Source organism: Cellulosimicrobium sp. CUA-896 (assembly GCF_001942335.1).
In the GTDB taxonomy this organism is placed as follows: domain Bacteria; phylum Actinomycetota; class Actinomycetes; order Actinomycetales; family Cellulomonadaceae; genus Cellulosimicrobium.
This window is the reverse complement of record NZ_MKKH01000023.1, coordinates 20,222-46,226: the sequence shown is the minus strand read 5'-3', so window position 1 is coordinate 46,226 and position 26,005 is coordinate 20,222. Positions and strand designations below refer to the sequence as shown.

At 74.9% G+C, this 26,005-nt stretch carries 20 protein-coding genes and 3 pseudogenes; 18 read left to right on the top strand and 5 right to left on the bottom strand.

Features of this window, described 5'->3' with window-relative positions; genetic code table 11:
- Positions 1-114 precede the first annotated feature (114 nt).
- The 8 genes and pseudogenes from BJF88_RS09370 (at position 115) to BJF88_RS09335 (ending at position 10,822) form a co-directional block, all read left to right on the top strand.
- Positions 115-996, top strand: a complete 882-nt coding sequence (locus BJF88_RS09370) for a copper resistance CopC family protein (RefSeq protein ID WP_075828598.1) — start codon at positions 115-117, stop codon at positions 994-996.
- Positions 947-3,042: pseudogene (locus BJF88_RS09365) on the top strand (cytochrome c oxidase assembly protein). Before BJF88_RS09370 ends, BJF88_RS09365 begins: the two are co-directional and overlap by 50 nt.
- Positions 3,043-3,625: 583 nt before the next feature.
- A complete protein-coding gene (locus tag BJF88_RS09360; protein WP_075828597.1) occupies positions 3,626-3,922 on the top strand; it encodes a hypothetical protein in 297 nt (98 codons plus the stop codon).
- 159 nt (positions 3,923-4,081) lie between these two features.
- Positions 4,082-5,572 carry a PepSY domain-containing protein gene (locus BJF88_RS09355; RefSeq protein WP_075828596.1) on the top strand — a complete coding sequence of 497 codons (1,491 nt, stop codon included), beginning with the start codon at positions 4,082-4,084 and terminating at the stop codon, positions 5,570-5,572.
- Entirely contained in the window at positions 5,569-6,276 is a 708-nt protein-coding gene (locus BJF88_RS09350; RefSeq protein WP_075828595.1) for a copper chaperone PCu(A)C, read from the top strand. Before BJF88_RS09355 ends, BJF88_RS09350 begins: the two co-directional genes overlap by 4 nt.
- Positions 6,273-7,514 carry a Dyp-type peroxidase gene (locus BJF88_RS09345; protein WP_075828594.1) on the top strand — a complete coding sequence of 414 codons (1,242 nt, stop codon included), beginning with the start codon at positions 6,273-6,275 and terminating at the stop codon, positions 7,512-7,514. Before BJF88_RS09350 ends, BJF88_RS09345 begins: the two co-directional genes overlap by 4 nt.
- A gap of 106 nt (positions 7,515-7,620) precedes the next feature.
- Complete coding sequence (locus BJF88_RS09340) at positions 7,621-10,128, top strand: DUF1775 domain-containing protein (RefSeq protein ID WP_075828593.1); 2,508 nt, start codon at positions 7,621-7,623, stop codon at positions 10,126-10,128.
- Positions 10,129-10,402: 274 nt separating this feature from the next.
- Positions 10,403-10,822, top strand: a complete 420-nt coding sequence (locus tag BJF88_RS09335; RefSeq protein WP_075828592.1) for a DUF1775 domain-containing protein — start codon at positions 10,403-10,405, stop codon at positions 10,820-10,822.
- Positions 10,823-11,041: 219 nt separating this feature from the next.
- Here BJF88_RS09335 and BJF88_RS09330 read toward each other — a convergent pair whose 3' ends face one another.
- On the bottom strand, positions 11,042-12,232 hold the full coding sequence (locus BJF88_RS09330) for a GTP-binding protein (RefSeq protein ID WP_075828591.1): 1,191 nt from the start codon (positions 12,230-12,232) through the stop codon (positions 11,042-11,044).
- 118 nt (positions 12,233-12,350) lie between these two features.
- Here BJF88_RS09330 and rpmB point away from each other — a divergent pair.
- The 10 genes and pseudogenes from rpmB to BJF88_RS09280 all read left to right on the top strand — a co-directional run bounded on the left by rpmB (position 12,351) and on the right by BJF88_RS09280 (position 21,973).
- Positions 12,351-12,586, top strand: a pseudogene (gene rpmB / locus BJF88_RS09325) (50S ribosomal protein L28).
- Positions 12,586-12,753 carry a 50S ribosomal protein L33 gene (gene rpmG / locus BJF88_RS09320; RefSeq protein ID WP_075828590.1) on the top strand — a complete coding sequence of 56 codons (168 nt, stop codon included), beginning with the start codon at positions 12,586-12,588 and terminating at the stop codon, positions 12,751-12,753. The pseudogene rpmB and the gene rpmG overlap by 1 nt, the downstream one beginning before the upstream one ends.
- The gene (gene rpsN, locus BJF88_RS09315; protein ID WP_075828589.1) at positions 12,753-13,058 is read left to right on the top strand and encodes a 30S ribosomal protein S14; all 306 of its coding nucleotides are present in this window, start codon (positions 12,753-12,755) and stop codon (positions 13,056-13,058) included. Before rpmG ends, rpsN begins: the two co-directional genes overlap by 1 nt.
- Positions 13,059-13,081: 23 nt before the next feature.
- Positions 13,082-13,375 carry a type B 50S ribosomal protein L31 gene (locus BJF88_RS09310; RefSeq protein WP_075828588.1) on the top strand — a complete coding sequence of 98 codons (294 nt, stop codon included), beginning with the start codon at positions 13,082-13,084 and terminating at the stop codon, positions 13,373-13,375.
- Complete coding sequence (gene ykgO, locus BJF88_RS09305; protein ID WP_069387640.1) at positions 13,372-13,494, top strand: type B 50S ribosomal protein L36; 123 nt, start codon at positions 13,372-13,374, stop codon at positions 13,492-13,494. The genes BJF88_RS09310 and ykgO overlap by 4 nt, the downstream gene beginning before the upstream one ends.
- 188 nt (positions 13,495-13,682) lie before the next feature.
- Entirely contained in the window at positions 13,683-17,531 is a 3,849-nt protein-coding gene (locus tag BJF88_RS09300) for a TIGR03773 family transporter-associated surface protein (RefSeq protein WP_075828587.1), read from the top strand.
- A 96-nt stretch (positions 17,532-17,627) separates the two neighbouring features.
- Positions 17,628-19,154: an anchored repeat ABC transporter, substrate-binding protein gene (locus BJF88_RS09295; RefSeq protein ID WP_255371913.1), complete on the top strand. Its 1,527-nt coding sequence runs from the start codon at positions 17,628-17,630 to the stop codon at positions 19,152-19,154.
- A gap of 61 nt (positions 19,155-19,215) precedes the next feature.
- Entirely contained in the window at positions 19,216-20,199 is a 984-nt protein-coding gene (locus BJF88_RS09290; RefSeq protein WP_075828586.1) for a choice-of-anchor M domain-containing protein, read from the top strand.
- On the top strand, positions 20,196-21,032 hold the full coding sequence (locus BJF88_RS09285; protein ID WP_083649011.1) for an anchored repeat-type ABC transporter ATP-binding subunit: 837 nt from the start codon (positions 20,196-20,198) through the stop codon (positions 21,030-21,032). The genes BJF88_RS09290 and BJF88_RS09285 overlap by 4 nt, the downstream gene beginning before the upstream one ends.
- Positions 21,029-21,973 (top strand): anchored repeat-type ABC transporter permease subunit, encoded by a 945-nt coding sequence (locus tag BJF88_RS09280; RefSeq protein WP_222843969.1) that lies wholly within the window; start codon positions 21,029-21,031, stop codon positions 21,971-21,973. Before BJF88_RS09285 ends, BJF88_RS09280 begins: the two co-directional genes overlap by 4 nt.
- A 63-nt stretch (positions 21,974-22,036) precedes the next feature.
- Here the strand turns inward: BJF88_RS09280 and BJF88_RS23435 are convergent.
- The 4 genes and pseudogenes from BJF88_RS23435 to BJF88_RS09255 all read right to left on the bottom strand — a co-directional run.
- Positions 22,037-22,924, bottom strand: a pseudogene (locus BJF88_RS23435) (GTP-binding protein); the annotation flags it as partial.
- A 141-nt stretch (positions 22,925-23,065) separates the two neighbouring features.
- On the bottom strand, positions 23,066-23,431 hold the full coding sequence (locus BJF88_RS09265) for an LPXTG cell wall anchor domain-containing protein (protein WP_139315989.1): 366 nt from the start codon (positions 23,429-23,431) through the stop codon (positions 23,066-23,068).
- A complete protein-coding gene (locus BJF88_RS09260; RefSeq protein ID WP_139315988.1) occupies positions 23,428-24,042 on the bottom strand; it encodes a hypothetical protein in 615 nt (204 codons plus the stop codon). The genes BJF88_RS09265 and BJF88_RS09260 overlap by 4 nt, the downstream gene beginning before the upstream one ends.
- On the bottom strand, positions 24,039-25,850 hold the full coding sequence (locus tag BJF88_RS09255) for a choice-of-anchor M domain-containing protein (protein WP_075828583.1): 1,812 nt from the start codon (positions 25,848-25,850) through the stop codon (positions 24,039-24,041). The genes BJF88_RS09260 and BJF88_RS09255 overlap by 4 nt, the downstream gene beginning before the upstream one ends.
- Positions 25,851-26,005 lie beyond the last annotated feature (155 nt).

Here is a 26,005-nt window from a genome sequence, read left to right as displayed (position 1 = left end):
TCACGTCTGACCTGCCCCACCCGCGCGCGAGCGCGACCCCCGACGAGGCACGCCGGCCCGCGCCGGCCAGGGGCGACGCCGCGGCTCGCCGCGACCCCGGACGGAGCTCTCCCCATGCCCGCTGCACGACCCACGCACCCCGCACGACCCGCGACCGCGGCACGACCCGCCCGGACGCGCGCCGTCGCCGCCCGCCGGCCCGCCCCCGCGCTGCTCACCGCCCTGCTCGCCGCGCTCTGCGCGCTCGGGCTGACGGCGGTGCTCGCGGTCGTCGCCGCCACGCCCGCGCACGCCCACGACCGCCTCACGGGCTCCGAGCCCGCCGACGGCGCCCAGCTCGACGCACCCCCCGGGGCGATCACGCTGACGTTCAACACGGAGCCGCTCGAGGTCGAGCCGCAGGTGGTCGTCACCGACTCCGCCGGGACGGTCGTCGCGGAGGGCGCCCCGACGATCGCCGGTCCGACGGCGACCCTGCCGCTCGACACCGCCACCCTCGGCGGCGACTCCTACACCGTCGCGTGGCGCGTCGTCTCCTCGGACGGGCACCCCATCGAGGGGACGTTCGGCTTCGCCGTGGCCGAGCCGGCACAGGCCGCGCCGCCGGCCGCCGAGGACACCGGCGACGACGCCACCGACGACGCGACGGCGTCGGCCGGACCGTCGGCCGACGCGAGCTCGTCCGCCGCCGACGCCACGACCCCTGCCGACGACCTCACGGCCGACGGGGCCGCGGCCGGCGAGGCCGAGGAGGGCGGCAGCGCCCTGCCGCTCGTCCTCGGCATCGTCGTCGCCCTCGTCGTCGTGGCCGGCGTCGTGACGGTCCTCGTGCTGCGCCGCCGCGGTGACGGCCCGACGGGCGCCCCGCAGCCCCCAGGACTGACGGACCGGCTCGGGACCGGGCGGCGCGCGCGCCGTCCGGGATCCCGTGCGACCAGGAGACGTCATGACCACCGACTCCCGCCCCGACACGGGGCCTCCCAGGGCCACCTCTGACCCCGCGCCCGGCACGACCCCCGACGCGCGGCCCGACGTGCAGGTGGACGGCTTCCAACTGCCGTCGCTGCGCCCCGCCGAGCTCGTGCTGCTCGCGTGCCTCCCGCTCGCCGTCGTCGTCGCGATCGCCGGGGTCGCCCTCACCGGCGAGCTCGCGCCGCGCCTGCTCATGGACCCGGGCGCGGTCGTGCGCTTCGGGCTCCCGGTGGCGCGCGTCGTGCACGACGGCGCCGCCGCCCTGACCCTCGGCCTGCTCGTCCTCGCCGCGGCGGTCCTGCCCGGCCAGGGCCGCCTGCCCGGCGCGGTCTCGTACGCGCAGTGGACGGCGACCCGCTGGGCCACGCGCGCGGCCGCCGTCTGGCTCGCGGCCGCCGTCGCCGTCATCGTGCTGACCACGGGCAACAGCGTCGGCATGGCACCCACCGAACCCGGCTTCTGGGCGCAGGTGCGCTACTACGCCACCGGCATCGAGCTCGGCCAGTTCCTGTCCGTCTCGGCGCTGCTCGTCGCCGCGGCGCTCGTGACGTCGGCCGGGGCGCGGCGCGTGGGCCGGGTCGGCGCGGCGGCGGTGCTCGCGCTCGCGGCCCTGCTCCCCGTCGCGCTGTCGGGGCACGCCGCCGGCTCCGACGAGCACCTCAACGCCGTGAACAGCCTGCTCGTGCACCTCGTCGCGGTGACGGTGTGGGTGGGCGGTCTCGCCGGTCTCGTCCTCCTGCGCCCGCGCGTGCGCACCGCGCTGCCCGCGGTCGTGGCGCGCTACTCCGTCGTCGCCGCCTGGTGCTTCGCCGGCGCGGCGTTCTCCGGCGTCGTCAACGCGTCGCTGCGTCTCGGGTCGCCGGCCGACCTCGTCACGACGTCCTACGGCCTGCTGCTGACGGGCAAGGTCGTGGCGCTCGTGCTCCTCGGGGTCGCCGGCTGGGTGCAGCGACGACGGGTGATCCCGCGGCTGGACGGGCCCGGCGGCGGGCGGGCGTTCGCGCGGCTGGCCGTCGGCGAGGTCGTCGTCATGGCGGCGACGTTCGGCGCGTCCGTCGCGCTGTCGCGGTCCGCCCCGCCGGTGCCGCAGGACCCGGTGACGTACGACGTGCGCCACTCGCTGCTCGGGTTCCCCTACCCGGAGCCGGTGTCGCTGTCGCGGATGATCACGTCGTTCCATCCCGACTGGCTCTTCCTGGGGATCGCGGCGTGCCTCGCGGGGCTGTACGTCGCGGCCGTCGTGCGGCTGCGCCGCCGCGGCGACCGGTGGCCCGCGGGCCGCACGGTGATGTGGCTGCTCGGCTGCGTCGCGCTGGCGTGGGCGACGAGCGGCGGCGCCGGCGTGTACGGGTCGGTGCACTTCTCGACGCACATGGTCCAGCACATGGCGCTCATGATGTTCGTGCCGCTGCCCTCGCGCTCGGCGCGCCCGTCAGCCTCGCGCTGCGCGCCCTGCCGGCCCGCCGGGACCACTCCCGCGGGGCGCGCGAGTGGATCCTCGTCGTCGTGCACTCGCGGTACTCGCGGTTCCTGACCCGCCCGCCCGTGGCGGGCGTGATCTTCGCAGGCAGCCTCGTCGCGTTCTACTACACGGGCTGGTTCGAGTACGCGCTGTTCGAGCACCCCGGGCACCTGCTCATGCAGGTGCACTTCCTGCTCAGCGGCTACCTGTTCTTCTGGGTGATCCTCGGCGTCGACCCCGGCCCGGCGCGCGTCGCCTACCCGATCCGCCTCCTCGTGCTGCTCGTGACCATGGCGTTCCACGCGTTCTTCGGCGTCGCGGTCATGGCCGACCAGCAGCTGCTCGCCGCGGACTGGTGGACGGCGATGCAGTACACCGACACCGAGGCGCTGCTCGCCGACCAGGCCGTGGGCGGGTCGGTCGCCTGGGGGGCCGGCGAGCTCCCGGTCGTCGTCGCGGCGATCATCGTGGCCGTCCAGTGGACGCGCGACGACGAGCGCACCGCCCGCCGTCGGGACCGCCAGGCGGACCGGGACGGCGAGGCGGAGCTCGCGGCGTACAACGCCCGGCTCGCGGAGCTCGCGCGGCGCGACGAGCAATCGCGATGAACGGGCAACTTTTGATTGACGTGTGCCAGAAGTCCCGGTACGTTCGCCGGGAACCGGACCAGGGGTGCGACGTGGCGCCCCGGCAGGGTGGGAAGGCAGGTCGATGACGACCACGACGAGGACGACGCCGCGGCTGCGGTGCGGCGCCGACGCGGAGGCGCGCCGGGCATGAGCGCGCACCGGCAGCACGACGACACGGCGGGACGCGGCCTGCCGCAGCACGTCGCCCGCGCGTGCGTGGCGTCGTGCTCGCGACGACGTCGCTCACCGTCGCCGCGGGCGCGCACGCCTCGGCGGGCGGCGCCCTGCCCGACGGAGCGGGCCTCGCCGCGCTCGCCGCCCTCACCGTCGCGCTCGCCACCCTCGTCGCGCGCGTGCGCTCGCGCGTCCTGGTCCAGGTGCCGTTCCTCGCCCTGGTGCAGGTCGTCCTGCACCACGGGATCGCGCTCCTCGCCGTGCCGCCGGACGCGCCCGGCGCGCCGCCGCGCTGCCGCTCGGCTCGCCGGGGCACGCGTCCGCCCCTGGGTGGGGTGGCCACGCTGCCCACGCCGTCCCGGCGGCTGACGGCGGGGCGCTCGCGACCGTGGCCGCCGAGCACGCGCACGCCGCGCACGCCGTCGGTCCCGCCATGCTCGCCGCCCACGCCGCCGCCGTCGTCGTCACGGCCGCCGCCCTCGCGGCGAGCGAGCGCGCCGCCACCCTCGCGCTCGCGCTGTGGACCGGCCTGCTGCCCGTCCTGCTCGGGGCTGAGCTGCCCGTCCCGACCCCGCGGCGCGCCGACGTGCCGTGCGCGCCGCGGATCCTTCCCCCGCTGGCGCGCGCTGCCCGCACCGTCGTCTCGCGACGCGGTCCTCCGGTGTCCTCGCCGGCCTTCGCCTAGCGACACCACCGCGCCACCAGGGCGCGGCGCGCGGGCGGGGCCGGACGCTGCCCTCTTCCCGTGCACGCGGCTCGCCGAGTGACGGGCACGTCGACGTGCCCGTCGAACGCGTCGTCCGCGTCCCCGCGACGCCGTGTGCTGCCTCGAAGGACACCCCCGATGACTTCCGTGACCCCTCGCACCAGCGAGAACATCCCCGTCCGTCCGCCCACCGAGCCCGACGCGGCACCGAGCGGCACCGACCTGCCCCCGCCCTCCCGGCCGGGACTGTGGGAGTCCGTGCGCCCGCTGCTGCACCGGCTGCACTTCTACGCCGGCATCCTCGTCGGCCCGTTCCTGCTGGTCGCCGCCGTGACCGGCCTGATGTACACCGCGACCCCGACCCTCGAGCCGATCGTGCACCGCCACGAGCTGTTCGTCGACGAGGTCGGCACCTCGACCCACGCGCTCGACGAGCAGCTCGCCGCCGCCCGCGACGCGCACCCCGAGGGCACGGTGACGCAGGTCGTGCCCCCGTCGTCCGAGGACGGCACGACCCGGGTCGTCCTCGCGGCCGACGACGTTCCCGAGGGATACACGCGCACCGTGTTCGTCGACCCCTACACGCTCGAGGTGCGTGGCGACCTCGCGACGTACGGGAGCTGGCTGCCCGTGCGGGCGTGGGTCGACGACCTGCATCGCAACCTCCACCTGGGCGAGGCCGGGCGCTGGTACTCCGAGCTGGCCGCGTCGTGGCTGTGGGTCGTCGCGCTCGGCGGTCTCGCGATGTGGATCGCCCGCGTCGCCCGCACGCGCAAGGCCCGGCGCCTCGTCGTGCCCGAGGTGCGCGCGAAGAGCGTCCGCAAGCGGGTGCTGTCCTGGCACGGCGCCGTCGGCACGGTGATCGTGCTCGGGCTGCTCGGCCTCTCCGCGACCGGCCTCACCTGGTCGGCGAACGCCGGGGCGAACATCGGCGAGCTGCGCAGCGCCCTGTCCTGGGGCACGCCCACGGTCGACACCGCCCTGCCGGGCGCGTCGGCACCCGCCGCGTCCGGCGAGCACGCCGGCCACGGGGGCGGGGCGGGCCCGTCGTCCGACGACGTCCTCACCGCCGGCGTCGGGATCAACGGCGTGCTGGCGGTCGCCCGCGCCGAGGGGCTGCGCGAGAACCCCCTGCAGATCACGCCCCCGGCCGAGGACGGGCAGGCGTGGGTCGTCAAGGAGCACAAGCGCTCCTGGCCGTCGCAGCAGGACGCGATCGCCGTCGACGGCGCCACCGGCGCGGTCGTGGACCGGATCGACTTCGCCGACCAGCCCGCGGCGGCGAAGCTCACGCGCTGGGGCATCGACGCGCACATGGGCCTGCTGTTCGGGATCTGGAACCAGCTCGCCCTCGCGGTCGTAGCGATCGGTCTCATCACGCTGATCGTCCTCGGTTACCGGATGTGGTGGCAGCGACGACCCACGCGGTCCGCGACCCGGCTCCCCGGCCCGGCGGTCCCGCGCGGAGCGCTGCGCCGCGCCCCGCTGTGGCTCTCGCTCACCGTCCTGGCGCTCGCGGCCGTCGTCGGCTGGTTCCTCCCGCTGTTCGGCATCCCGCTCGCGGTCTTCCTGCTCGTCGACCTGCTGCTGGCCGCACGCGCACGCCGCGCGGCCGAGGCCGCCGCATGAGCGCCCCGCACCGCGCCTCCCCCTACGTGACGAACCCGAAGGACACCACGATGACCACGATCCCCACCCCGATCCGCACCTCGCCGCGCGCCCGCCTCCTGGCCGGCGTCGGCGCCCTCTCCCTCGCCGCCGCGCTCGGCGCGTGCTCGACGGGCACCGCCGACGCCGGCGGCGACACCGCCGCGGCGGCGCCCGAGACGACCGAGGCCGCGGCGCTCACCATCGCCGACCCGTGGGTCAAGGCCGCCGACGCGGGCATGACCGCCGCGTTCGGCACGCTCGAGAACGGCTCCGACACCGACGTCCGCATCGTCTCCGCGACGAGCGAGGTGACGTCGTCCATGGAGCTCCACGAGATGGCGACCGGCGACGACGGCGCGATGGTCATGCAGCAGAAGGCGGGCGGGTTCGTCCTCGAGGCGGGCGGCTCGCACGAGCTGTCGCCCGGCGGTGACCACCTCATGTTCATGGACCTCACGACGCCGGTGCAGCCGGGTGACGAGGTCGCCGTGACCCTCACGGCCGAGGACGGCTCGACGTTCGAGTTCACCGCCCCGGCGCGCTCGTTCTCCGGCGCCAACGAGGAGTACCACGGCGACGGCGGTGACATGGAGGGCATGGAGGGCATGGAGGACGCGGACGACGGCGCCGGTCACGGCTCCGGGGACTCCGGCCAGGACGACGGCGAGCACGCGGACTCGTGAGGGGAACGGAGAAGGCCTCGCGCGGGGCCTCGCGCCGCGCGTTCCTCCAGGGTGGTGCCGCCGCGCTCGGCGGCGCCGCCCTGGCCGTCGGCGGGCGTTCGGCGTGGGACGCCGCGGCCGCCGAGCCGCGCCCGGTACCCGAGCCGCCCGACGCCGCGGGCCGGGCGACGGTCGCGTTCCGCGGGGTGCGGCAACCAGGGGTCGACACCGTCCCGCAGTCGTTCGCGGCGTTCGTCGCGCTCGACCTCGTCGACGGGGTGGACCGCGAGGCGCTCGTGCGGCTCATGGGCATCTGGACGGACGACGTCCAGCGGCTCATGGCCGGGCGCCCGGGGCTGACGGACACCGAGCCCGAGCTCGCGGCCGTGCCCGCCCGGCTGACCGTGACGCTCGGCTACGGGCCCGCGGTGTTCACCGCAGCGGGTCTGGAGGACCGGCGTCCGACGTGGCTGCGCCCGCTGCCCCCCTTCGGCGTCGACCGGCTCGAGGACCGCTGGAACGACGGCGACCTCCTCCTGCAGGTCTGCGCCGACGACGAGGTGACCGTCGCGCACGCGGTGCGCCTGCTCGTGAAGGAAGCACGGACGTTCACCACGGTGCGCTGGGTGCAGCGCGGGTTCCGCCGGTCGCCCGGCACCGAGCGTCCCGGCACGACGATGCGCAACCTCATGGGGCAGGTCGACGGCACCCGCAACCTCGACCCGGCGGTCGACCCCGACCTCGTGTGGCACGCGGACACGTCGCGCGGCTGGCTCGCGGGCGGCACGTCGATGGTCGTGCGGCGCATCGCGATCGACCTCGACACGTGGGACGAGCTGGACCGCTCGGGCCGCGAGGAGGCCGTGGGCCGGCGCCTGGACACGGGCGCCCCGCTCACCGGGACCCGCGAGCACGACGAGCCCGACCTCGACGCGAAGGGCCCGAACGGGTTCGAGGTCATCGGGTCGTTCGCGCACATCCGGCGCTCGCGCACCGACGACCCCGAGCAGCGGTTCCTCCGCCGCGCGTACAACTACGACGACCCGCCGCCGGCCGGCGCGCTCTCCGACTCGGGCCTCCTGTTCGTCACGTTCCAGGCCGACGTCGATCGCCAGTTCGTCCCGATCCAGCGGCGGCTCGACGAGCTCGACCTGCTCAACGAGTGGACGACGCCGGTCGGGTCCGCCGTCTTCGCCGTCCCGCCGGGTGCGCGGGACGGCGAGTACCTCGGACAGGGGCTCCTCGGTGCGCCCGCGTAGGCGGGGCGAGCCGGGGCGCTCCCCGCCCTCGCGATCGACCGACCCGTCCCCGACCGACTCCTTCGTCCCGAACCGAACCATCCCCACCTCCCTGAAAGGCACTCCCATGCGAAAGTCCCTGCGCGCCACCGCTGTCGCCGCCCTCGCCACCGGTCTCGTCGCCACCGGCGCGACCGTGGCGTCCGCCCACGTCACCGTCACCCCGAGCGTCACGACGGCCGACTCCTACACCGTCCTGACGTTCGCGTTCGGGCACGGGTGCGGCGAGTCGGCGACCACCGAGATCGCGATCCAGATGCCCGAGCAGGTCATCTCCGTCGCGCCCGCCGTCCACCCCGGCTGGGACGTCGAGAAGGTCATGCAGGACCTCGAGACGCCCGTCGACGACGGGCACGGCGGCGAGTACACGGAGCGGGTCGCCGAGGTCGTGTACACGGCGAAGACCCCGGTCCCGAACGGCTACCGCGACTCCTTCGAGCTGTCCCTCAAGCTGCCCGACGCCGCGGGCGAGACGCTCGACTTCCCGACGGTCCAGACCTGCGAGGAGGGGGAGACCGCGTGGGTCGAGATCCCCGCGGAGGGCCAGACCAGCGACGACCTCGAGTCACCGGCGCGTCGTTCGTCCTCACCTCGTCCGACACCTCTACCGATGCTGCGGCGTCGGAGACGGAGGACGCGGAGGCGGAAGAGGTCGCCGCGGAGAGCGCGACGCAGGACGACGCGTCGGCGGACGCGGCCTCGGACGACGCGGCCACGCCCGTCGTCTCGTGGATCGCCCTCGCTCTGGGCGCCGCCGGCCTCGCGCTCGGGGCGATCGCGTTCGCGCGCTCGCGCCGCGCCCAGGGCTGACGGTCCGATGACGAGAACGGCCCGGCGCCCGGTCCCGCACCGGGCGCCGGCGCTGGCCGTCGTCGTCGCCGCGGCCGCGCTCCTCCTCGCGGTCCTCGCGGGCGGGCCGGCCGCGGCGCACGCCGTCCTCCTGGGGACCGACCCGGAGGACGGCACCGTGCTCGACGCGCCGCCCGACGACCTGACCATCACGTTCAACGAGCCCGTGCGGGCCGTCGAGTCCGGCACGACGCTGCTCTCGGCCGACGGCGCGGAGGTCGCCGTCGACGTCGCCGCCCGCGACGCCGCGCTCGTCGTCACGCCCGCCGAGCCGCTGGCGGACGGCACCTACGTCGTGAGCTGGCGCGTCGTCTCGCTCGACAGCCACCCGGTCGCCGGTGCCTTCTCCTTCTCGGTCGGCGCGCCGAGCGGGCCGGTCGGGGCGGGTGCCGCCGGGGCGGCGGCCGAGCCGTCGGCCGGGGTGGAGGTCGCGCGCGCCGTCGACCAGACCGCGGTCTACCTCGGCACGTTCCTCGTCGCCGGCCTCGTCGTGCTCGAGCTCCTCGTGCTGCCCGCGCCGCCCGGCGGGATGCCGCGGCTGCGTTCCCGGCTGCACCGTGCCCGGAGGCTCGGGCTCGCGGTCGCGGGGGTCGGCCTCGCGCTCGGGGTGCCGCTCACGGCCGCGTGGCAGGCCGGCCGCAGCCTTGACGCCCTGCTCGAGGGATCGACGTGGACGGAGGGACTGACGTCGGACACCGGCGTCGCGGCGGCGCTCGGGGTCGCCGGGCTTCTCGGCGCGACGCTCCTCGCGCCGCGGGCCGCGCGCGAGAGCCGGGCGCTGTGGCCGGCGGGGGTGGCGCTGGGCGCGTCGGGGCTCGCGCTCTCCGCGCTCGTGCTCGTCGGTCACACCCGCACCTTCGGCCCCGCGCCGCTCGTCGTCGCGGCGGACGTCCTCCACGTGGTCGCGGGGGCCGTGTGGTTCGGCGGCGTCGTCGGGCTGGTGCTCGTCCTCGCCCCGTCGGCGCAGGTCGACCCGCGGCGTGCCGCGGTGACCGTCACGCGCTTCTCGGCGCTCGGGGCGTGGGTCGTGCTCGCGCTCGCCGTCACCGGAGTGGTCCTCGGGTGGCGGATTCTCGGCACCGTGGACGCCCTCGTCACGACGGCGTACGGCCAGACGCTGCTCGTCAAGGTCGGCGTCGCGCTGGTGATCGTCGCCCTCGCGGCGTGGAACCGCTACCGGCTGGTCCCGTCCTTCGCGGCGCGGGCCGCCCGCCGGACGACGAGCGTCGTCGGGATGGGCGCCGACGCCGAGGTCTCCCGTCGCCTCGGCCGGACCGTGGCGGCCGAGGCGGGACTCCTCGTCGTCGTCCTCGCGGTGACGGGGCTGCTCGTCTCGCGCAGCCCCGTGGACGCCGCGGAGCAGGCCGGGTCACCGCCCGGCTCGGACGTGGCGACGCCCGTGGGCGTGGACGTCACCCGGCCGCTCGGCGAGGGCACTCTCCGGGCCCGCGTCACGCCGGGCGCCGTGGGGGTCAACGCGCTCGAGCTCGTCCTGCTCGACGCCGACGGCGAGCCGCTCGAGCCGGTCGACGCCCCGGAGCTGTCCACGAGGCTCGCCGAGCCCGCGCTCGGACCGTTCACCCGGCCGGTGACCCGGACCGGACCGGGGACGTACGAGGCGACGCTCGACCTGCCGATGCCCGGGGCCTGGACGGTCTCCGTGAGCGTCCGCACGTCCAAGTACGACAACCCGATCGTCGAGATCCCCGTGGAGGTGGCGTCATGAGTCGCACGACCCGCAGCAGGAGCGGCGCGCACGGGTCCCGACCGGCTCGGCGGGCGCACGCCCCGCTCGGTGCCCGGGCCCGGCTGGTGCTGGGGGCCACCGGGCTCGCCGTCACGGGTGTCGTCCTCGCGGCGACCCCCGCGGCGGCGCACGTGATCGTGGAGACGGTCGAGCCCCGCGGCGACGGGACGGCGACCCTCACGCTGACGTTCGACCACGGGTGCGACGGCGAGCCGACCGACGCGCTGGCCGTCACGATGCCGGACGCGTCGAGGTGCTCGCCGCCGGGCAGCCCGACGGGTGGACGTCGGAGGTCTCCGACGACGCCGTGCGCTGGGAGGGCGAGCCCGTGCCCGACGGCGAGCGTGCCGCCTTCACGGTCGACGTCCGGGTCACGGGCGAGGTGGGCCAGTCGTTCGTGCTCCCGGCGGAGCAGTCCTGCCCGTCGGGCGCGGCGCACGCGTGGACCGACACCGACCCGTCCGGTGCCCACCCGGCGCCGTCCTTCGTCGCCACGGCGGCCACGCTCGCCGCACCGACCGCCCCGACCGCACCGACCGGGGCGCCGACCGTGCCCGCGGGGTCCCCGACCCCGCTCGCGCCGCTCGTCGCCGTCGTGCTGGGCGTGTCGGCGCTCGCGGGTGCGGGCGGCGCGTGGGCGCGGGCGCGCTGGATGGACCGACGCGGCGGGTGAACCATGAGCTGTGACGCAGGTCACTGTAGGGTGCCGTACGAAACGCGGCCTCGCGCCCTCGTTCGGTAGTGGGGGAAACGCCGACGCGACGGGTCACGCGGCGGCGCCCGGACCGTGGCGGTCCGCGACGAGAGCTCAGCTGGGGGGAGCTCTGGTGGCGGACCGCCACCGGTTCGTCATTCCCGGGTTCGCCCTCGCGAGGGCGGCGAGGGGCCGGCGTCAGAGCGCGTCGGAGCGTGCGCCGAGCCACGGCGCCAGCACGTCGTCCCGGCCGAGCCAGCGCAGCCCGCCGTCGGCGAGCTCGTCCGGCGTCGTGAGCACGTCGCGGAACGCCGCGAGGAGCAGGTCCCGCACGTCCTGCGTCCCCGGCCCGGCGTCGGGCTCCGTGGAGCCCACCATGACGATGCGCGTGTGCGGCCGGACGGTCTCCCCCTCGGCGTTCGTCGCGTCGTCCCACGTGCCGAGCTCGCCGATGCACAGCTGGCCGCCGGCGCCGTCCCACGCGCACAGCGAGTCCGGCCGGTTCGCCACGTGGAAGACTCCGCGCGACCGCAGGCGGCCCGTGCCGAGGTCCTCGATGCGGCGCAGGAGGCGTTCGGGCTCGAACGGGCGCGACGAGCGCAGCTCGAGCGTCCAGCTCCGGTCGCCGGGGCGGTGCTCGACGTCGGCGGGGCGGCCGGCGCCGCGTGCGCCGAGCGGGTGGGCGCGGCGCTCGCCGGCGGCCGCGTCGTGGTGGCCGCGTGCGAGGTCGGCGGCGTCGAGCGCGTGCAGGCCGTCGAGGCGACGTGTGCCGGCGCCGCGCAGCCGGTCGACGAGGCCGGAGCCGGTGGCCGACGCCGCGAGGTCGCCCGTCGTGACCACGAGGTCGGCGTGCTCGAGCTGGGCGGCGAGCACCTCGCCCACGGCGCGCTGGTCGTCGTCCGTGAGCGCGATGCCGCGCTCGTCGACGAGGTCGTCGTCGAGGAGGTCGTGCTCGAGCGTGTCGACGTCCGCGACGGCGACGACGGTCGCGAGCCGCAGCCGGTCGAGCAGGTCGCCCGGCGTGGTGGCGGCCGACAGCGCCCGCGCGACGGGCAGCGACTCCGCGCCGACCGGCAGGGCGAGCACGAGGTGGTCCCAGCGGCCGTCCTCGGCGAGGCGGCGCAGCGTGGGGACGGCGTCCTCGCGGACCGCGCACGACAGGCACGCGTGCTCGAGCGGGACGCGCTCGTCCTCGACGACGCCGGTCGCGTCGACGACGACCCGGCGGAGCTCTCCCTCGCTCGCGCGGATGTCGTGGCGCAGGACGACGACGCCGGGGGAGCCCATGACGAGGCCGAAGACGGCGGAGTCCCTCAGCACGGGGTCGACGGTCGCGAGGACGCTCAGCGGGGTACGGGTGTCGGTCGTGTCCGGGTGGTGGGTGGTCATGCGGGTGCTCCAGTTCTGGCCGCGGGAAGATCCGGGCGGGCGGACGCGTTGCACCCTACACCTTGACGAGAACGATTCTCACTCCCTAGTCTCGCCGGGTCCGGAGGAAGGAACGACCATGTCTGCCGTCTGCCAGGTGCTCGGCACCTCGCCGGGGTTCGGCCACGCGGTCTCGCACTCGCACGTGCGGACCAAGCGGCGCTTCGACCCCAACATCCAGAAGAAGCGCTACTGGGTGCCTCGCTCGGGCGCCACGTCACGCTGCGCGTCAGCGCACGCGGGATCAAGACCATCGACCGCAAGGGGATCGACGTCGTCGTGGCCGAGATCCTGGCGAGGGGGGAGAAGGTCTGATGGCGGCACGCCAGGACCTGCGTCCGATCATCAAGATGCGCTCGACCGCGGGCACCGGGTTCACCTACGTGACGCGCAAGAACCGTCGCAACGACCCCGACCGGCTCGTGCTGCGCAAGTACGACCCCGTCGTGCGCCGGCACGTCGACTTCCGTGAGGAGCGCTGATGGCCAAGAAGTCCAAGATCGCCCGCGACGAGCAGCGGCGCGAGGTCGTCGCCCGGTACGCCGAGCGACGCGCCGAGCTCAAGCGCGTCGTCGCCTCGACGACCGCGACGCCGGAGGAGAAGGCCGCGGCCGTCACCGAGCTGCAGCGTCAGCCGCGCGACGCGAGCGCGACACGCCTGCGCAACCGCGACGTCGCCGACGGCCGCCCCCGCGGCTACCTGCGCAGGTTCGGCCTCTCGCGCGTGCGGATGCGTCAGATGGCGCACCGCGGCGAGCTGCCGGGCGTCACCAAGTCGAGCTGGTAGGTCGAGCCGGAGGAGGCACACCCATGAAGAAGGACATCCACCCGGAGTACGGGCGGGTCGTGTTCCGCGACAAGTCCGCGGGCTTCGCGTTCCTGACCCGGTCGACCCTCGTCGGCAACCACCCCGGCGGGCCCGGCGTGCCGCGCGAGACGATCGAGTGGGAGGACGGCAACACCTACCCCGTCGTCGACGTCGAGATCTCGAGCGCGAGCCACCCGTTCTACACGGGCACGCAGCGCGTCGTGGACACCGCCGGCCGCGTCGAGCGGTTCCGCCAGCGCTACGGCACGCGCACGCAGGGCGGGGGTGCGCGATGAAGGTCCGCGCGTCGCTGCGCTCGCTCAAGGACAAGCCCGGCGCCAAGGTCGTGCGGCGCCGGGGCAAGACGTACGTCATCAACAAGCTCAACCCGCGCTGGAAGGCGCGCCAGGGCTGAGGCGTGCGACGCGGCGCCGGACGGCCGCCGCGAGGGGACGAGGCCGGAGGCCGCCACGTGCGGCCTCCGGCCTCTTCGGCGACTTGATGAGAATGATTCCCGATCTATATAGTCCGATGCGACCGTGCCCGGTCCGGAGCCGCCGGCTCCCCGCAGCCGCCTCCGTGCGGCCTAGAGAGGAAGACCTCGTGTCACTCACCACCCGCAGCAGGCCGCTGACGGCCGCCCTGGGCGTGCTCGCCCTGCTCGCGTCGTTCCTCGTCCCCGTGCTCGGTGGCGCCCTGCCGTCCGCGGCGGCCGCGGTCCCCGACCGCGAGTTCGTGCTCACGCACGGCCACGTCGACGGTTTCGAAACCACGTACGACGCCACGAGCGGCAAGCTCGTCCTGAGCGTCAAGGACGACACCCGTATCTACGGGTCCGGCGCCGCGTACCGCGTGCCGGAGACCACGACCTTCGCCTACCAGGACGAGCGCCTCGTCGCGACGCTGCCGCCGGCGACCGGCGGCTGGTCCTTCCTGGGCCAGTACGGCGGGACGCAGGCGTGGCTCGGCACCCAGAGCGGCGGCGAACAGGGCTACGCGCCGTGGGTCGGGTGGAGCACCGAGCGGCTCCCGGGCACGCTCGCGGGGACCGGCATCACGCCCGCGCCGGGCCAGCCGGTCACGCTCGACGTGCGCATCGAGGGCCCGGGCGACGTCTTCGCGTTCCAGAACGGGTCGTTCGGCGAGCCGATCAACCGCTACGTCGACACGACGACCTCCGCCGGGGGGACGATCCCGGTCTCGCAGAACGCCCACGTCCACACCAACTGGATCTTCACGGCCGAGGGCGACTACACGTTCGTCGTCACGCCGTCGCTCGCCACCACGGAGCACGGCACGATCACCGGCGACCCCGCCACCTACCACTTCGGCATCGGTGAGCGCGCGCCCGAGCCGGTGACGACCTCGGTGTCCGTCGCGCTCGACGCGACCGAGCACGTCGAGGGCGCGACCGCCACGTTCACGGCGACGCAGGACCCGCAGACCGAGCTGGCGACGTACCGCTGGGAGGTCGCCGCCGCAGGGAGCGACGAGTTCGTTCCGGTCGACGGCGCGACCGGCGCCACGTACGAGCGCGTCGTCTCGCTCGCGGACGACGGTGCACGCGTGCGCGCCGTCCTGCTCGACGGCGACCGCGCGGCAGGCACGTCGGAGCCGGCGACGCTCGCCGTCCGGCCGGCGCCGCCGTCGCACACGGTGACGATCACGGGTCTCGACGAGTGGTACGCCCTCGACAGCACGATCTACCTGGACGCGGTCCTCGAGCCCGCCGTCGACGGTGCCACGTACCGCTGGGAGCAGCGCGGGGTCCACGAGACGGAGTTCGCGCCCTTCTTCCCGAGCGTCTTCGACGACGCCCAGCTGTCCCTGCGCGCGAACGAGAACGTGGTGGGCGTCGCGTGGCGCGTCGTCGCGCTCGACCCGCAGGGCGCCGAGCTCGCGACGTCCGAGCCGGTCGTGATCCCCGAGGTGCGGGAGGTGCCGTGGGAGGCGCCCGTCCTCGACGAGACGCCCGTCGTCCTCAGCGAGGGCCACATCGACCTGTTCAACCTCTACCTCGACGCCGGGCGGCTCACGCTGGCCGTCGTCGACGACACGCAGCAGCACACGAACCGGTCCGTCGACCGCGCCCCGGGTGCCGTGACGGTGTCCGTCGACCCCGCGCTCGCGGCCACGCCGGTCCCCGCGGCCGGGTACGACTTCCTCGGCGAGCCCGGCGACGAGGTCTTCGTCCTGCCGTCGTCTCAGACGGAGGGGCTGCCCTGGCCCGGCTGGACCACCGAGCGCCTCGAGAAGAGCCTGCCCGAGGGCGTGACGGCGTCCGACCTGCGCTACGAGATCGAGGCCGACGGCCCGGGCAGCGTCTCCGCGTGGGCCGGCGGGCTCGGCGGGTCGCCGCGCATCCACTTCGACAGCGGCGACGGCGGACCTGACGCGGTCCCGGTCGACGTCGGTGCCCACGTCCACACGAGCTGGGGCTTTACCGAGCAGGGCACCTACACGCTGCGCGTCACCGCGAAGGGCTCGCTGTCCGACGGCACGCAGCTGACGAGCGACACGGAGACGTACACGTTCCAGGTCGGCGAGAGCCAGCCGGACCCCGATCCCGGTCCCGACCCGGGCACGGACCCCGGTCCCGACCCGGGCACGGACCCGTCCGACCCGAACCGCACGTTCGTCCTCGACCGCGGGCACGTCGACGGCTTCGAGACCACCTACGACGCGGCGAGCGAGCAGCTCGTGCTGTCGGTCAAGGACGACACCCGGATCTACGAGCCGCGCTCGGCGTACCGCTCGCCGTCCGACGTGACCATCGCGTACGCCGACCAGCGCGGCGTGCAGCGGCTCCCGGCGGCCGAGGGGGCGTGGTCGTTCCTCGGTGAGCACGGCGGCACCGAGGCCTGGGTCGGCACCCAGAGCGGCGACCAGCAGGAGTACCTGCCGTGGGTCGGCTGGAGCACGGAGCGGCTCCTCGGCAGCCTCGAGGGGACGGGGATCACGCCGGCACCGGGCAGCCCCGTGACGCTCGACGTCGCTGTCGAGGGTCCCGGCGACGTGTTCACGTTCCAGACTGACTCGTTCGGCAACCCGGTGAACCGGTACGTCGACACGACGCGGTCCGCACGCGGCACCATCCCCGTCACGGCGAACGCGCACGTGCACACCAACTGGGTCTTCACGGCTGTCGGGGACTACCGGCTGACCGTGACGCCCAGCCTGAAGACGGCGGACGGGCGGACGATCGCCGGCGAGTCCGCGGACTACCACGTGCGGGTCGGCGCCTACGTGCCGCCGTGGGAGCCGCTCACGGACGCGGAGCTCACCGACGCCAACCGCGGCGACGTCGAGCTCGCGGCCTCCTCGGTCGCGCTGGGCGACGACGTGACCGCGACGTCGCCGTCCCTCGCGGACGGCCAGGAGGTCGTCGCGTACGTCTACTCCGAGCCCACGAGCGCCGGTACCGCCTCGGCGCTGGGTGGTGCGGTCGATGTGACCGTCCCGACCTCGGTCGGGACGGGCGAGCACAAGCTTGCGATCTACGACTCGGCCTCCGGCGACCTCGTCGGCTGGGCGCCATTCGTCGCGACCCCCGCGGACGCCCCCGGACCGGGCGGCGGCGCCGGTGGTGACGCGGCCGGTGGCGGCTCGGGAGGTGCGGGCGCCGGTGCGCCGACCCCCGAGCAGTGCATCCCGACGCCGGTCACGAGCCAGGTCCGGACGGCCGCGCCGGGCGGCGTGACCGACGGGCACTTCGACTTCGGCTCGCGGGTCGAGGACGGCGAGCTCGTGGCCACCGTGAAGGACGACCGCAAGCAGCCGGCGAGCTGGGTCGATCCCGCTTCGCTGACGTTCCGCCTCGACGAGACGGCGCAGGACGAGGTCCCGGCCGGCTCGGCCTTCGCGTTCCTCGGCGAGGCCGGGTCGACGATCTGGTCGATCGGGCAGGTCCAGGAGTCCGGCGTGCCGTGGCTCGGCTGGAACACGCAGCACCCGACGCTCGTCGAGGCGGCCGCCGGGCCGGTCACCTACCGGCTCGACGCGGTCGACGGACCGGGCCGGCTCGGGGTCTACGGCACCGGGAACTTCGGCGGCGTCGGGACGAAGTTCTTCGGCACCATGCCCGGGTTCGGCAAGAGCACCGAGGTCACGCTGAACCAGCACGTGCACGCCAACTGGGCGTTCACCGAGCCCGGCGTGTACAAGGTGACGTTCACGCTGTCCGTCCCGCTGAAGAGCGGCGGCACCGCGTCCGACACCGCGACGCTCACGTTCTCCGTCGGGGACTCGTCCGGCACGACGACGAAGACCACGTACGTGGGGCGCACCGCCTCCGGCGAGGAGTGCGAGCTGAGCGCGGAGCAGAAGGCCGCGCTGGCGTCCACCGGCGCGGATCCGGTGTCCGCCCTCGGTCTCGGGGCGCTGCTCCTCGTCACCGGCGGCGTGCTCTACGGGGTGTCCCGGCGACGCCGAGGCGCGCACCCGATCGGCTGACCGCCTCCGACCGCCCGCCCGCGGCGCCACCTCCACCTCCACCTCCGGTGGCGGCGCCGCGGGCCGGGCCCGACCTCTCGAGAAAGTGCTCCCGCCATGACACCCCGTGAACACCCGCGTCGGGAGCGCGCCGTGCGCGCCGTGCTGGTCGGCTGCCTCGCCGGCGCGCTCGCCGGGTGCGCCCCGGCGGTGGGAGAGCCCGATCCCGCGGACGGCCTGAGCGTCGTCACGACGACGGGCGTCCTCGCCGACCTGGCGCGCAACGTGGCCGGCGACCGCGCGACGGTCACGTCGCTCGTGCCCGAGGGCGGCGACCCGCACTCCTACGAGCCGTCCCTGCGAGACGTGCGCGACGTCGTCTACACCGACGTCGCGTTCAGCAACTACATGCTCCTGGAGGAGCACCGCATCATCACGATGCTCGACGCCAACCTCCCGGACGGCGTCCCGAACGTCTCGCTCGCGGAGTCCGCCGTGAAGTACGCGGCCGAGATCATCCCGCTCGTCGAGAACGTCAACCTCGACACGATCTGGCTCGGCCTCGCCGTCGACGGCACGGGCGCGGAGCACGGCGCGACCCGCGCGTCGGACGTGCTGCTCACCGCGACCGACGTCGAGGGGCCGGGACAGCTCACCGGCTACCTCACGGAGACGTTCGGGAACCCGCGGGTGTACTTCGACTCGGCCGACGGCTTCGACGAGGACGACGCCGTGACGCTGCCGACGAGCGCGCACACCCACATGAGCTGGACGTTCTCCGAGCCCGGGGTCTACCGGCTCACTCTCGAGGCCCAGCTCCGCCCGTCGCCCGAGGCCGAACCCGTCGACGTGGGCTCGGCGACCGTGACGTTCGCCGTCGGGGTCGACCCGTGGTCGGTGCCCGGTACGGAGGGCGCGGAGGTGCTCGACGGCGGCCACGCGGACCTGGCGGTCCAGCTCGACTCGGGGGAGATCGTCGTCGCCTCCGACTCGTCCGAGGACGTCGGCGGGCACCACCACGTGCACGATCTCGACGACACCGTGATCTCGGTGCCGAACAAGGCGCTCGCACCCGTGCCGGCGGGCGAGGGCTTCGGCTTCCTCGGCCGGCCCGGTGAGCAGATCTACCAGCTGCCGCAGGCCGTCCTCGGCAAGCACGTGCACGGCGAGATCGACCCCCACCTGTGGCAGGACGTGCGCAACGCGCAGGCCTACGTCGAGATCATGCGCGACACGCTCATCGAGGTCGACCCCGCCGGCGCCGCGGAGTACCGCGCCAACGCCGAGACCTACCTGCGCACCCTCGACGAGACCGACGCCTACGTGCAACGGACCATCGACGAGATCCCCCGGTCGCGACGCCACCTCGTGACGACGCACGACGCGTTCGCGTACCTCGGCAAGGCCTACGACGTCGAGATCGCGGGCTTCGTGACCCCGAACCCCGCGACGGAACCGAGCGTGGCCGAGCGCGCGAAGCTCACGCAGACCGTCCGCACGCTCCAGGTCCCCGCCGTGTTCCTCGAGCCGAACCTCGCCGCGCGCTCGTCGGTGCTCACCGAGGTCGCCGAGGAGAACGCGTGCAGGTCTGCCCCCTCTACTCCGACGCGTTCGACGGCGACGTCACCACCTACGTCCAGATGATGCGCGCGAACGCCGACTCGCTGCGTCGCTGCCTCGCGTGACCCACACCCGAAGGAATCTCATGATCACCCGATCGGTCGCGGCGCTGCTCGCCGCACTCCTCGCGCTGCCGCTCGCAGCGCTCCCCGCAGCCGGTGACACGCCGGAGGACCCCGGGCTGCAGCAGCGTGTCGGCGCGGACGAGGCGACCGTCGAGGGACCGGAGGTCGTGACCGAGGGTCACGTCGACGTCGGCCCGCGCTTCCTCGACGGCACGTGGACCCTGCAGGCGCGCGACGACCGGACGGCCCCGCCCGTGTGGCGGTCACCGGACGAGACCGTGCTGCACGTGCACGACGAGTCGGTCCTGCCGGCCCCCGACAGCCCGGACTTCGCCTTCCTCGGCGTCGACCCGGGGACGCCGCTGTACGTCGTGCCGCAGGTGCAGGCCCCGGACGTCGTGTGGCTCGGCTGGAACACGCAGGACCCCGAGGTCACGCAGCGCATCGGGCGCGGCGCGACCCTGCGCCTGGACGGCGTCGAGGGTCCCGGCGCGTTCTTCCTCTTCCTCCAGGAGGGCGTCACGGGCCCGCCCAACGTGCTGTGGACGTCGGGCGCGGACTACCCCCAGGACCTGTGGATGGAGGTCAACACCCATGTCCACGCCAACTGGGTGTTCACCGAGCCCGGCGTCTACACCCTCGACGTGACCGTGCTCGCCGACCTCGTCGACGGGACGACGGTCGAGGACCCCGCCGTCCTGCGCTTCGCCGTCGGGACGTCGACCGACCCGCAGACCGCGCTCGCGGCCGCCGAGGAATCGCAGGAGGACGCGGCGACCGCGAGCCCGACTCCGTCCGAGACCGCGGATCCGGCGGACGACGAGGATGCGGACGGTGGCGCCGTGTCCGACGACGCCGCGGGGACGGACGAGGAGTCCGCCACGTCGACCGTCGCCCTGTGGGCGGGCCTCGTGGTGCTGGTCCTCGTCGCCGCGGTCGGCCTGACCGTCCTGCGAGGACGGCGCGCGCGGGCGGCCGCCGACCGCGAGGCGGACGCCTCGTGACCGCCGCTGCGACGACCGGCGCGCCCCCGGTCGCACGCACGGACGAGCGCGGTGCCGGCGCTCACGCGCTGAGCGTCCGGGACGTGTCGGTCGAGCTCGGCGGGCGTCTCGTGCTCCACGACGCCGACCTCGACGTCGACGCAGGGGAGCTCGTCGGGCTCATCGGCCCGAACGGCGCGGGCAAGACGACCCTGCTCCGATCCGTGCTCGGGCTCGTGCGCCGCCGGGCCGGGCAGGTGCTCGTCGACGGTGCGTCCGGGAGCGCGGGCACCCGCGCCGTCGGCTACGTCCCGCAGCGGCACGAGTTCGCGTGGGACTTCCCCGTCTCGGTCGAGGACGCCGTGCTCTCGGGCCGGGTCCGGGGCATCGGGTGGCTGCGCCGACCTGGCGTGGCCGACTACCGCGCGGCGCGGGAGTCGATCGACCGGGTCCGCATGACGCACCTGCGCAAGCGCCCCGTCGGCGAGCTGTCCGGAGGGCAGCGCCAGCGCGTCCTCGTGGCGCGGGCGCTCGCGCTCGGGCCGCGGGTGCTGCTGCTCGACGAGCCGTTCACCGGGCTCGACGTGCCGACGCAGGAGCTGCTCACCGACCTGTTCGCGGAGCTCGCGCGCGAGGACGGCAAGGCCGTGCTCATGACGACGCACGACCTCGTCGCCGCGATGCACACGTGCACGCGCATCTGCCTGCTCAACCGGACCGTCGTCGCCACGGGCACGCCCGCCGAGCTCCGCGACCCCGAGGTGTGGATGCGGGCGTTCGGGATCGCCACCGGGTCGCCGCTGCTCGCCGCGCTGGGCCTGTCCACGACCGTCGACCACGAGGGGGACGCGTGATCTCGATCGGCGACTTCGTCCAGGACCTGCTCAACCCCGATCTCGCGTTCCTGCCCAAGGCGCTCCTCGTCGCGGTGATGTCGAGCGTCGTGTGCGGCGTCATCGGCTGCCACGTCGTGCTGCGCGGCATGGCGTTCATCGGCGACGCCGTCGCGCACGCCGTCTTCCCCGGCCTCGCCGTCGCGTTCGTGCTCCAGGGCTCGCTCGTGCTCGGCGGTGCCGTCGCGGGCGTGGTCACCGCGGTGCTCGTCGCGGTGTTCTCGCAGAACCGCCGGCTCAAGGAGGACTCGATCATCGGGGTCTTCTTCGTCGCGGCGTTCGCGCTCGGCATCGTCGTCATCTCGACGGCGCCCGGGTACGCGGGCTCTCTCCAGCAGTTCCTCTTCGGCTCCATCACCGGCATCCCCGACGAGGACGTCTACGTCGTCGCCGTCGCGGGCGCGGTGCTGCTCCTCGTGGCGTTCCTGCTCCACAAGGAGCTCGTCGCCGTCAGCCTCGACCGCGAGATGGCCCGGTCCGCCGGCCTCCCGGTCTTCTGGCTCGACCTCGTGCTCTACGTGCTCGTGACGATCGCGATCGTCATCTCCGTGCAGACGATCGGCAACATCCTCGTGCTCGCGCTGCTCATCACGCCGGCCGCGGCGGCGCGCCTGCTCACCGACCGCCTCGGCGTCATGATGCTGCTCGCCCCGGTCATCGGCGGCGGCTCCGCGCTCGTCGGGCTCTACCTGTCGTGGAGCCTCGACCTGCCCGCCGGCGGCACCATCGTGCTCGTCGCCACGGCCGTGTTCCTCCTCGCGTGGTTCCTCGCACCCCGCCACGGGCTCCTCGCCCGACGGCGCCTGCACTCCTCCGCCCGCACGCCCGAGGACGAGGCGCGGCGCGACACCGACCTCCCCGGGCCGGCGGAGGAGAGGACCCCGGTCGGGTCGCGCGCCTAGGGCACCGGGCACGCGTCGAGCAGCGCCCGGACGCGTGCCTCGTCCATCCCCCGCGCCGATGCACACGAGGCGGCTGACGCCGTCGGTGGTGCCGCGGTGCGGGGCCCAGCGCACCTGGCGCCCGACGACGTGGAGCTCCAGGGTCCTGGTCTGCCCGTCGGGCTCGGCGACCCGCACGACACCTTTGGCGCGGAACAGACCCGGTGGGCGCGGCTCGAAGACCGCCGCGAGCCGCTCGCGGTCCAGGGGCGCGTCGGTGACCAGCTCGACGCTCGCGTACGCCTCGTGGACGTGCGCCGCCTGACCGTCCTCGTCGTGGTCGTGGTCGTGGTCGTCCGGCGGCAGGTAGGTATCGCTCGCGAGGGCGAGCGGCGGCTGCCACGGCGCAGTGCGCCGCGGAGCGGGGTCGAGGAGCAGGCGAGGGTCCAGGCGGCCGTGCACCGTCCGCACGAGCGGTGCGGTGGGGTTCTGTCCGCGGCACCACGCCTCCGCCGCCGCGGCGTCGTCGGCCAGGTCGGTCTTGTTGAGGACGACCACGTCGGCCGTCGCGACGTGGCGGCGGAGCTGCGGGTGGTCCGCAAGCACGGCCAGTGCCTCCGCGGCGTCGACGACGTGGACGAGCGCCGCCACGCGCGCGTCCGGGTGCAGCGCGACCCGCCGTGCGAGCGTGGCCGGTTCGGCGAGGCCGCTCGCCTCCAGCACGACCGCGTCCACGCGGGGGCGCGCCCGGGCGAGACGGGAGATCAGCGCCGGGAGGTCGTCGGCGTCCACCGCGCAGCACAGGCAGCCGCCCGCCACGCTGTCGATGCTCTCCGCGCCGCCGTCGACGAGGAGGGGGTCGATACCGGTGCGCCCGAAGTCGTTGACGACCACCGCGAGGCGGCGCCCGTCCGCCCGCGTGAGGAGGTGGTTGAGGACGGTCGTCTTGCCGGACCCGAGGAACCCGGACACGACGACCACGGGCACGGTGGTGCGGCGGGACGGCACCCTCTGATGATAAACATTCTCAGTGGCGTCAAGAATGCGGCGCCACGCAGCAGGCGCGGTACCCGGCCGGAGCCGGGTACCGCGCCCGTGGCGGCGGCGGGACCGTCAGCCCTGCGGGGTGGCCTCCGCGCGCATGCGCGACCGGCGCGCCGCGAGGACGGCTCCCGCGCCGACGGCCAGCACGGCCGCGGCGACGGCGAGGAGCCAGACCGTCGAGCTGCCCGTGGTGGCCAGGCGGTCCGTCGGCGTGGCGCCCGTCGACTCCTCGACCTCGACCGAGCTCCACCCGATCGGCGTGCCGTCGGTCGCGAACACCGCGAGGCGGTGCTCACCCGTCGGCGTGCCCGCCGGGATGCGGACGGCGAGGTCGCCCTCCGCGTCGGCCCGGACCCAGTCGCCGCCGAGCAGCGTCGGCTCCGAGAAGAGCCACGCGGCGACCCACGCGTCGGCGTGCTCCGCGCCGAGGCTCACCGTGACGACCTGGCCCTGGCGCGGGGAGCTCGTCGAGAGGTCCACGCCACCCTGCGGCGTCCCGTCGAGGTCCGCCGGCGTCCGCCCGGCGGGGGCACCGTCGGGCTTCGCGCCGGACGTGTCCGTGCCCGGATCGGTCGGCTGCGGCGCCGGGGTGGTGCCCGGGTCCGTGGGCGCCGGGTCCGGGTCCGTGCCGGGGTCGGTCGGCTCTGGCTCGGGCTGCGGGGCGGTTCCCGGATCCGTGGGCTCGGTGCCCGGATCGCTCGGCTCGGGCTCGGGCTTGGGATCGGCCCCGGGACGACCGACAGCACGACCGGAGGCGACTCGACGTACGCGCGGCCGTCGTCGAACGTGAGGCGCGCGAACAGCGCGGCGCCGTCGAGCTCCTCGGCGGCCTCGAACGTCAGGCGCGACGTCAGCGTGTCCTCGAGCAGGGCGGGCGTGTCCGTCCCCGGGCGCTGGAGGTACCACTCCCAGCGGTCGAGCACGGAGACGGGCTCGACCGTCGCCTCGAGCACCACCTCGTCGCCGGCCGCGTACTGCTCCTCGAGCCCCGTCACCGCGGCCTTCTGCCGAGCCGGTGCGCCGTGGTCGTCGACGAGGATCGTCACCGTCTCGCTCGTCGCCAGGTCGGTCCCCTCGCTCGTGCGCAACGTGGCGCGGACCTGCGTCCCGTCGAGCGCCTGCTCGGCGACCACGTCGTGGTTCGCGGCCGTCGCGCCGGGGATCGCCGTCCAGGCGTCCTGGTCGGGGCGCTTCCACTCCCACAGCCAGGTGTCGGAGTCGCTCGCGACCGGCTCCGCGGTGGCCCGCAGCCCGATGGTGCTGCCCTGGTGGTAGTGCCCGGCGAGGCCGTCGAGCAGCACGAGCTGCTCGTCGGGGCCGCGTCGGTCACGCGGACGATGGCGCTCGACTGCGCGACGCGGAACCCGGTGGCCGTGTCGGTCACGACGAGGAACACCTTGTGGCCGTCCATGTCGGCGGTCACGGGCACGGACACCGTGGTCCCCGTCTCGCTCGCGACCGGCTCCGACGCGTACAGCGAGGTGCCGACGCTCCAGGCGTAGGTGAGACCGGACCGGTCGGGGTGGAGCTCCGACGACAGCTCGACGGTCTCGCCCGCGCGGTACACCGAGCGTGCGCCGGACAGCAGGAGCTCCCGCGAGGCCGTCTCGGGATGGATGGCGGGGGACTGGCCGACCACGGTCCCGTCGGCCGCGACGATCTGCAGCGCGACCTCGGAGAACCGCACCCAAGCCGGGTCGAGCGTGAAGGGGTTGTCCCCGATGGGCACGGTGTAGACCTCGCCCCACTCGAGACCGTACGGGACACCGCGCATCACCCAGCGGTAGGACTGACCGTCGAAGAGCGGCGCGTGCTCCGCGGTGACGACCATCGGGTCGCCGACGTGGTAGGAGTCCTCGAGCCCGGTGAGGGTGATGGGCGCGCCGGAGCCGACGTCCGGGCCGGTCACGGTCAGGCGGTGGTAGGGGGTCTCCGCGAGGGTCGTGCCCCTCCCGTCGACCGTGCCGCGCAGCTCGAGCAGGATCTCGGCGCCGTCGAGCGCCGTCGTCGCGTCACGCACGAACGTGTCGCCGGTCGTGGCGACGTACTCGGTGGCGTCCGGTGCGGAGCGGATGACCCAGCGGAGGCTCTCGCCCTCACCCAGGGTGACGCCCCGTGCGTGCAGCTCGATCATCTCTCCCGCTGCCCAGGAGTCGCGGAGGCCGGCGATCCCGAACGTCTCGCCCCCGGGCTCCTCCGTCACGGTGACCACACGCGCGTCCGACGTCGACCCGGCGAAGTCGTTCGTCACCGCGGGGACGAACCGCGCGGTGACGCTGCGCTCGCCGAGGGGGAGCGAGGTGACGGCCAGGGAGGCCCGGCCGTCGGTAGCCTCGGCGTGGCCGAGCGTGGTGGAGCCGTCGAGGAACTCGACCCAACCCACCGCGCCCGCGGGGGTGACGGTCGCGTCGAGCGTCACCGTCTCGCCCGGCTGGACCGCGGTCGCGTCCACAGCCAGCGTCGTGCTCGTCTCCACCGCCGGGGCCATCGGCCCGACGACGAACGTGTAGGTGCTCTCCGCCGAGACCGGGGCGCCGGCTGCCGTGGTCGCCTCGGCCCGGACGTCGACGGCGTACCGGCCCGGGGCGGTGAACGCCCAGTTGGCGTGCATGTGGGTGCGGCCGACCTGGAACGAGGAGATGTCCTCGTCGCTCGACCACAGCCGCCGGACGTCCTCGAGGCCGCCGCCGGAGAACAGCTCCAGCTCCCCGGGCCCGCGCACGTCGGTGAGGGTGAACGTCGTCGTGTCGTCGACGAGCGCCCCGGCCGGTACCGACTCGGTGGAGAACCCGGGCCACAGCTGGGTGTAGCCGCCCCCCGCGCCCGACGGGTTCGCCTCGGGGGCGACCCACATGGCGGAGCGACAGGCCCGATGAACTCGTACCCCGCGGCGACGGTGCGCCGTGACGCGTCGTCCACGTGGAACAGGACCGTCGCCGGGTCGAGGCGGGTCCCGTTGCCCGCGGGCAGGTCCGCCTTCGTGCCCAGCTCCAGGCTGCCGTCGTCGAG

Bases quoted from the DNA above. Each gene is read 5' to 3' on its own strand.
- BJF88_RS09370 (WP_075828598.1), top strand. From the start codon at position 115: ATGCCCGCTGCACGACCCACGCACCCCGCACGACCCGCGACCGCGGCA.
- BJF88_RS09355 (WP_075828596.1), top strand. From the start codon at position 4,082: ATGACTTCCGTGACCCCTCGCACCAGCGAGAACATCCCCGTCCGTCCG.
- BJF88_RS09350 (WP_075828595.1), top strand. From the start codon at position 5,569: ATGAGCGCCCCGCACCGCGCCTCCCCCTACGTGACGAACCCGAAGGAC.
- BJF88_RS09340 (WP_075828593.1), top strand. From the start codon at position 7,621: ATGCGAAAGTCCCTGCGCGCCACCGCTGTCGCCGCCCTCGCCACCGGT.
- BJF88_RS09330 (WP_075828591.1), bottom strand. From the start codon at position 12,232: ATGACCACCCACCACCCGGACACGACCGACACCCGTACCCCGCTGAGC.
- rpmG (WP_075828590.1), top strand. From the start codon at position 12,586: ATGGCGGCACGCCAGGACCTGCGTCCGATCATCAAGATGCGCTCGACC.
- rpsN (WP_075828589.1), top strand. From the start codon at position 12,753: ATGGCCAAGAAGTCCAAGATCGCCCGCGACGAGCAGCGGCGCGAGGTC.
- BJF88_RS09310 (WP_075828588.1), top strand. From the start codon at position 13,082: ATGAAGAAGGACATCCACCCGGAGTACGGGCGGGTCGTGTTCCGCGAC.
- ykgO (WP_069387640.1), top strand. From the start codon at position 13,372: ATGAAGGTCCGCGCGTCGCTGCGCTCGCTCAAGGACAAGCCCGGCGCC.
- BJF88_RS09295 (WP_255371913.1), top strand. From the start codon at position 17,628: ATGACACCCCGTGAACACCCGCGTCGGGAGCGCGCCGTGCGCGCCGTG.
- BJF88_RS09290 (WP_075828586.1), top strand. From the start codon at position 19,216: ATGATCACCCGATCGGTCGCGGCGCTGCTCGCCGCACTCCTCGCGCTG.
- BJF88_RS09255 (WP_075828583.1), bottom strand. From the start codon at position 25,850: ATGTGGGTCGCCCCCGAGGCGAACCCGTCGGGCGCGGGGGGCGGCTAC.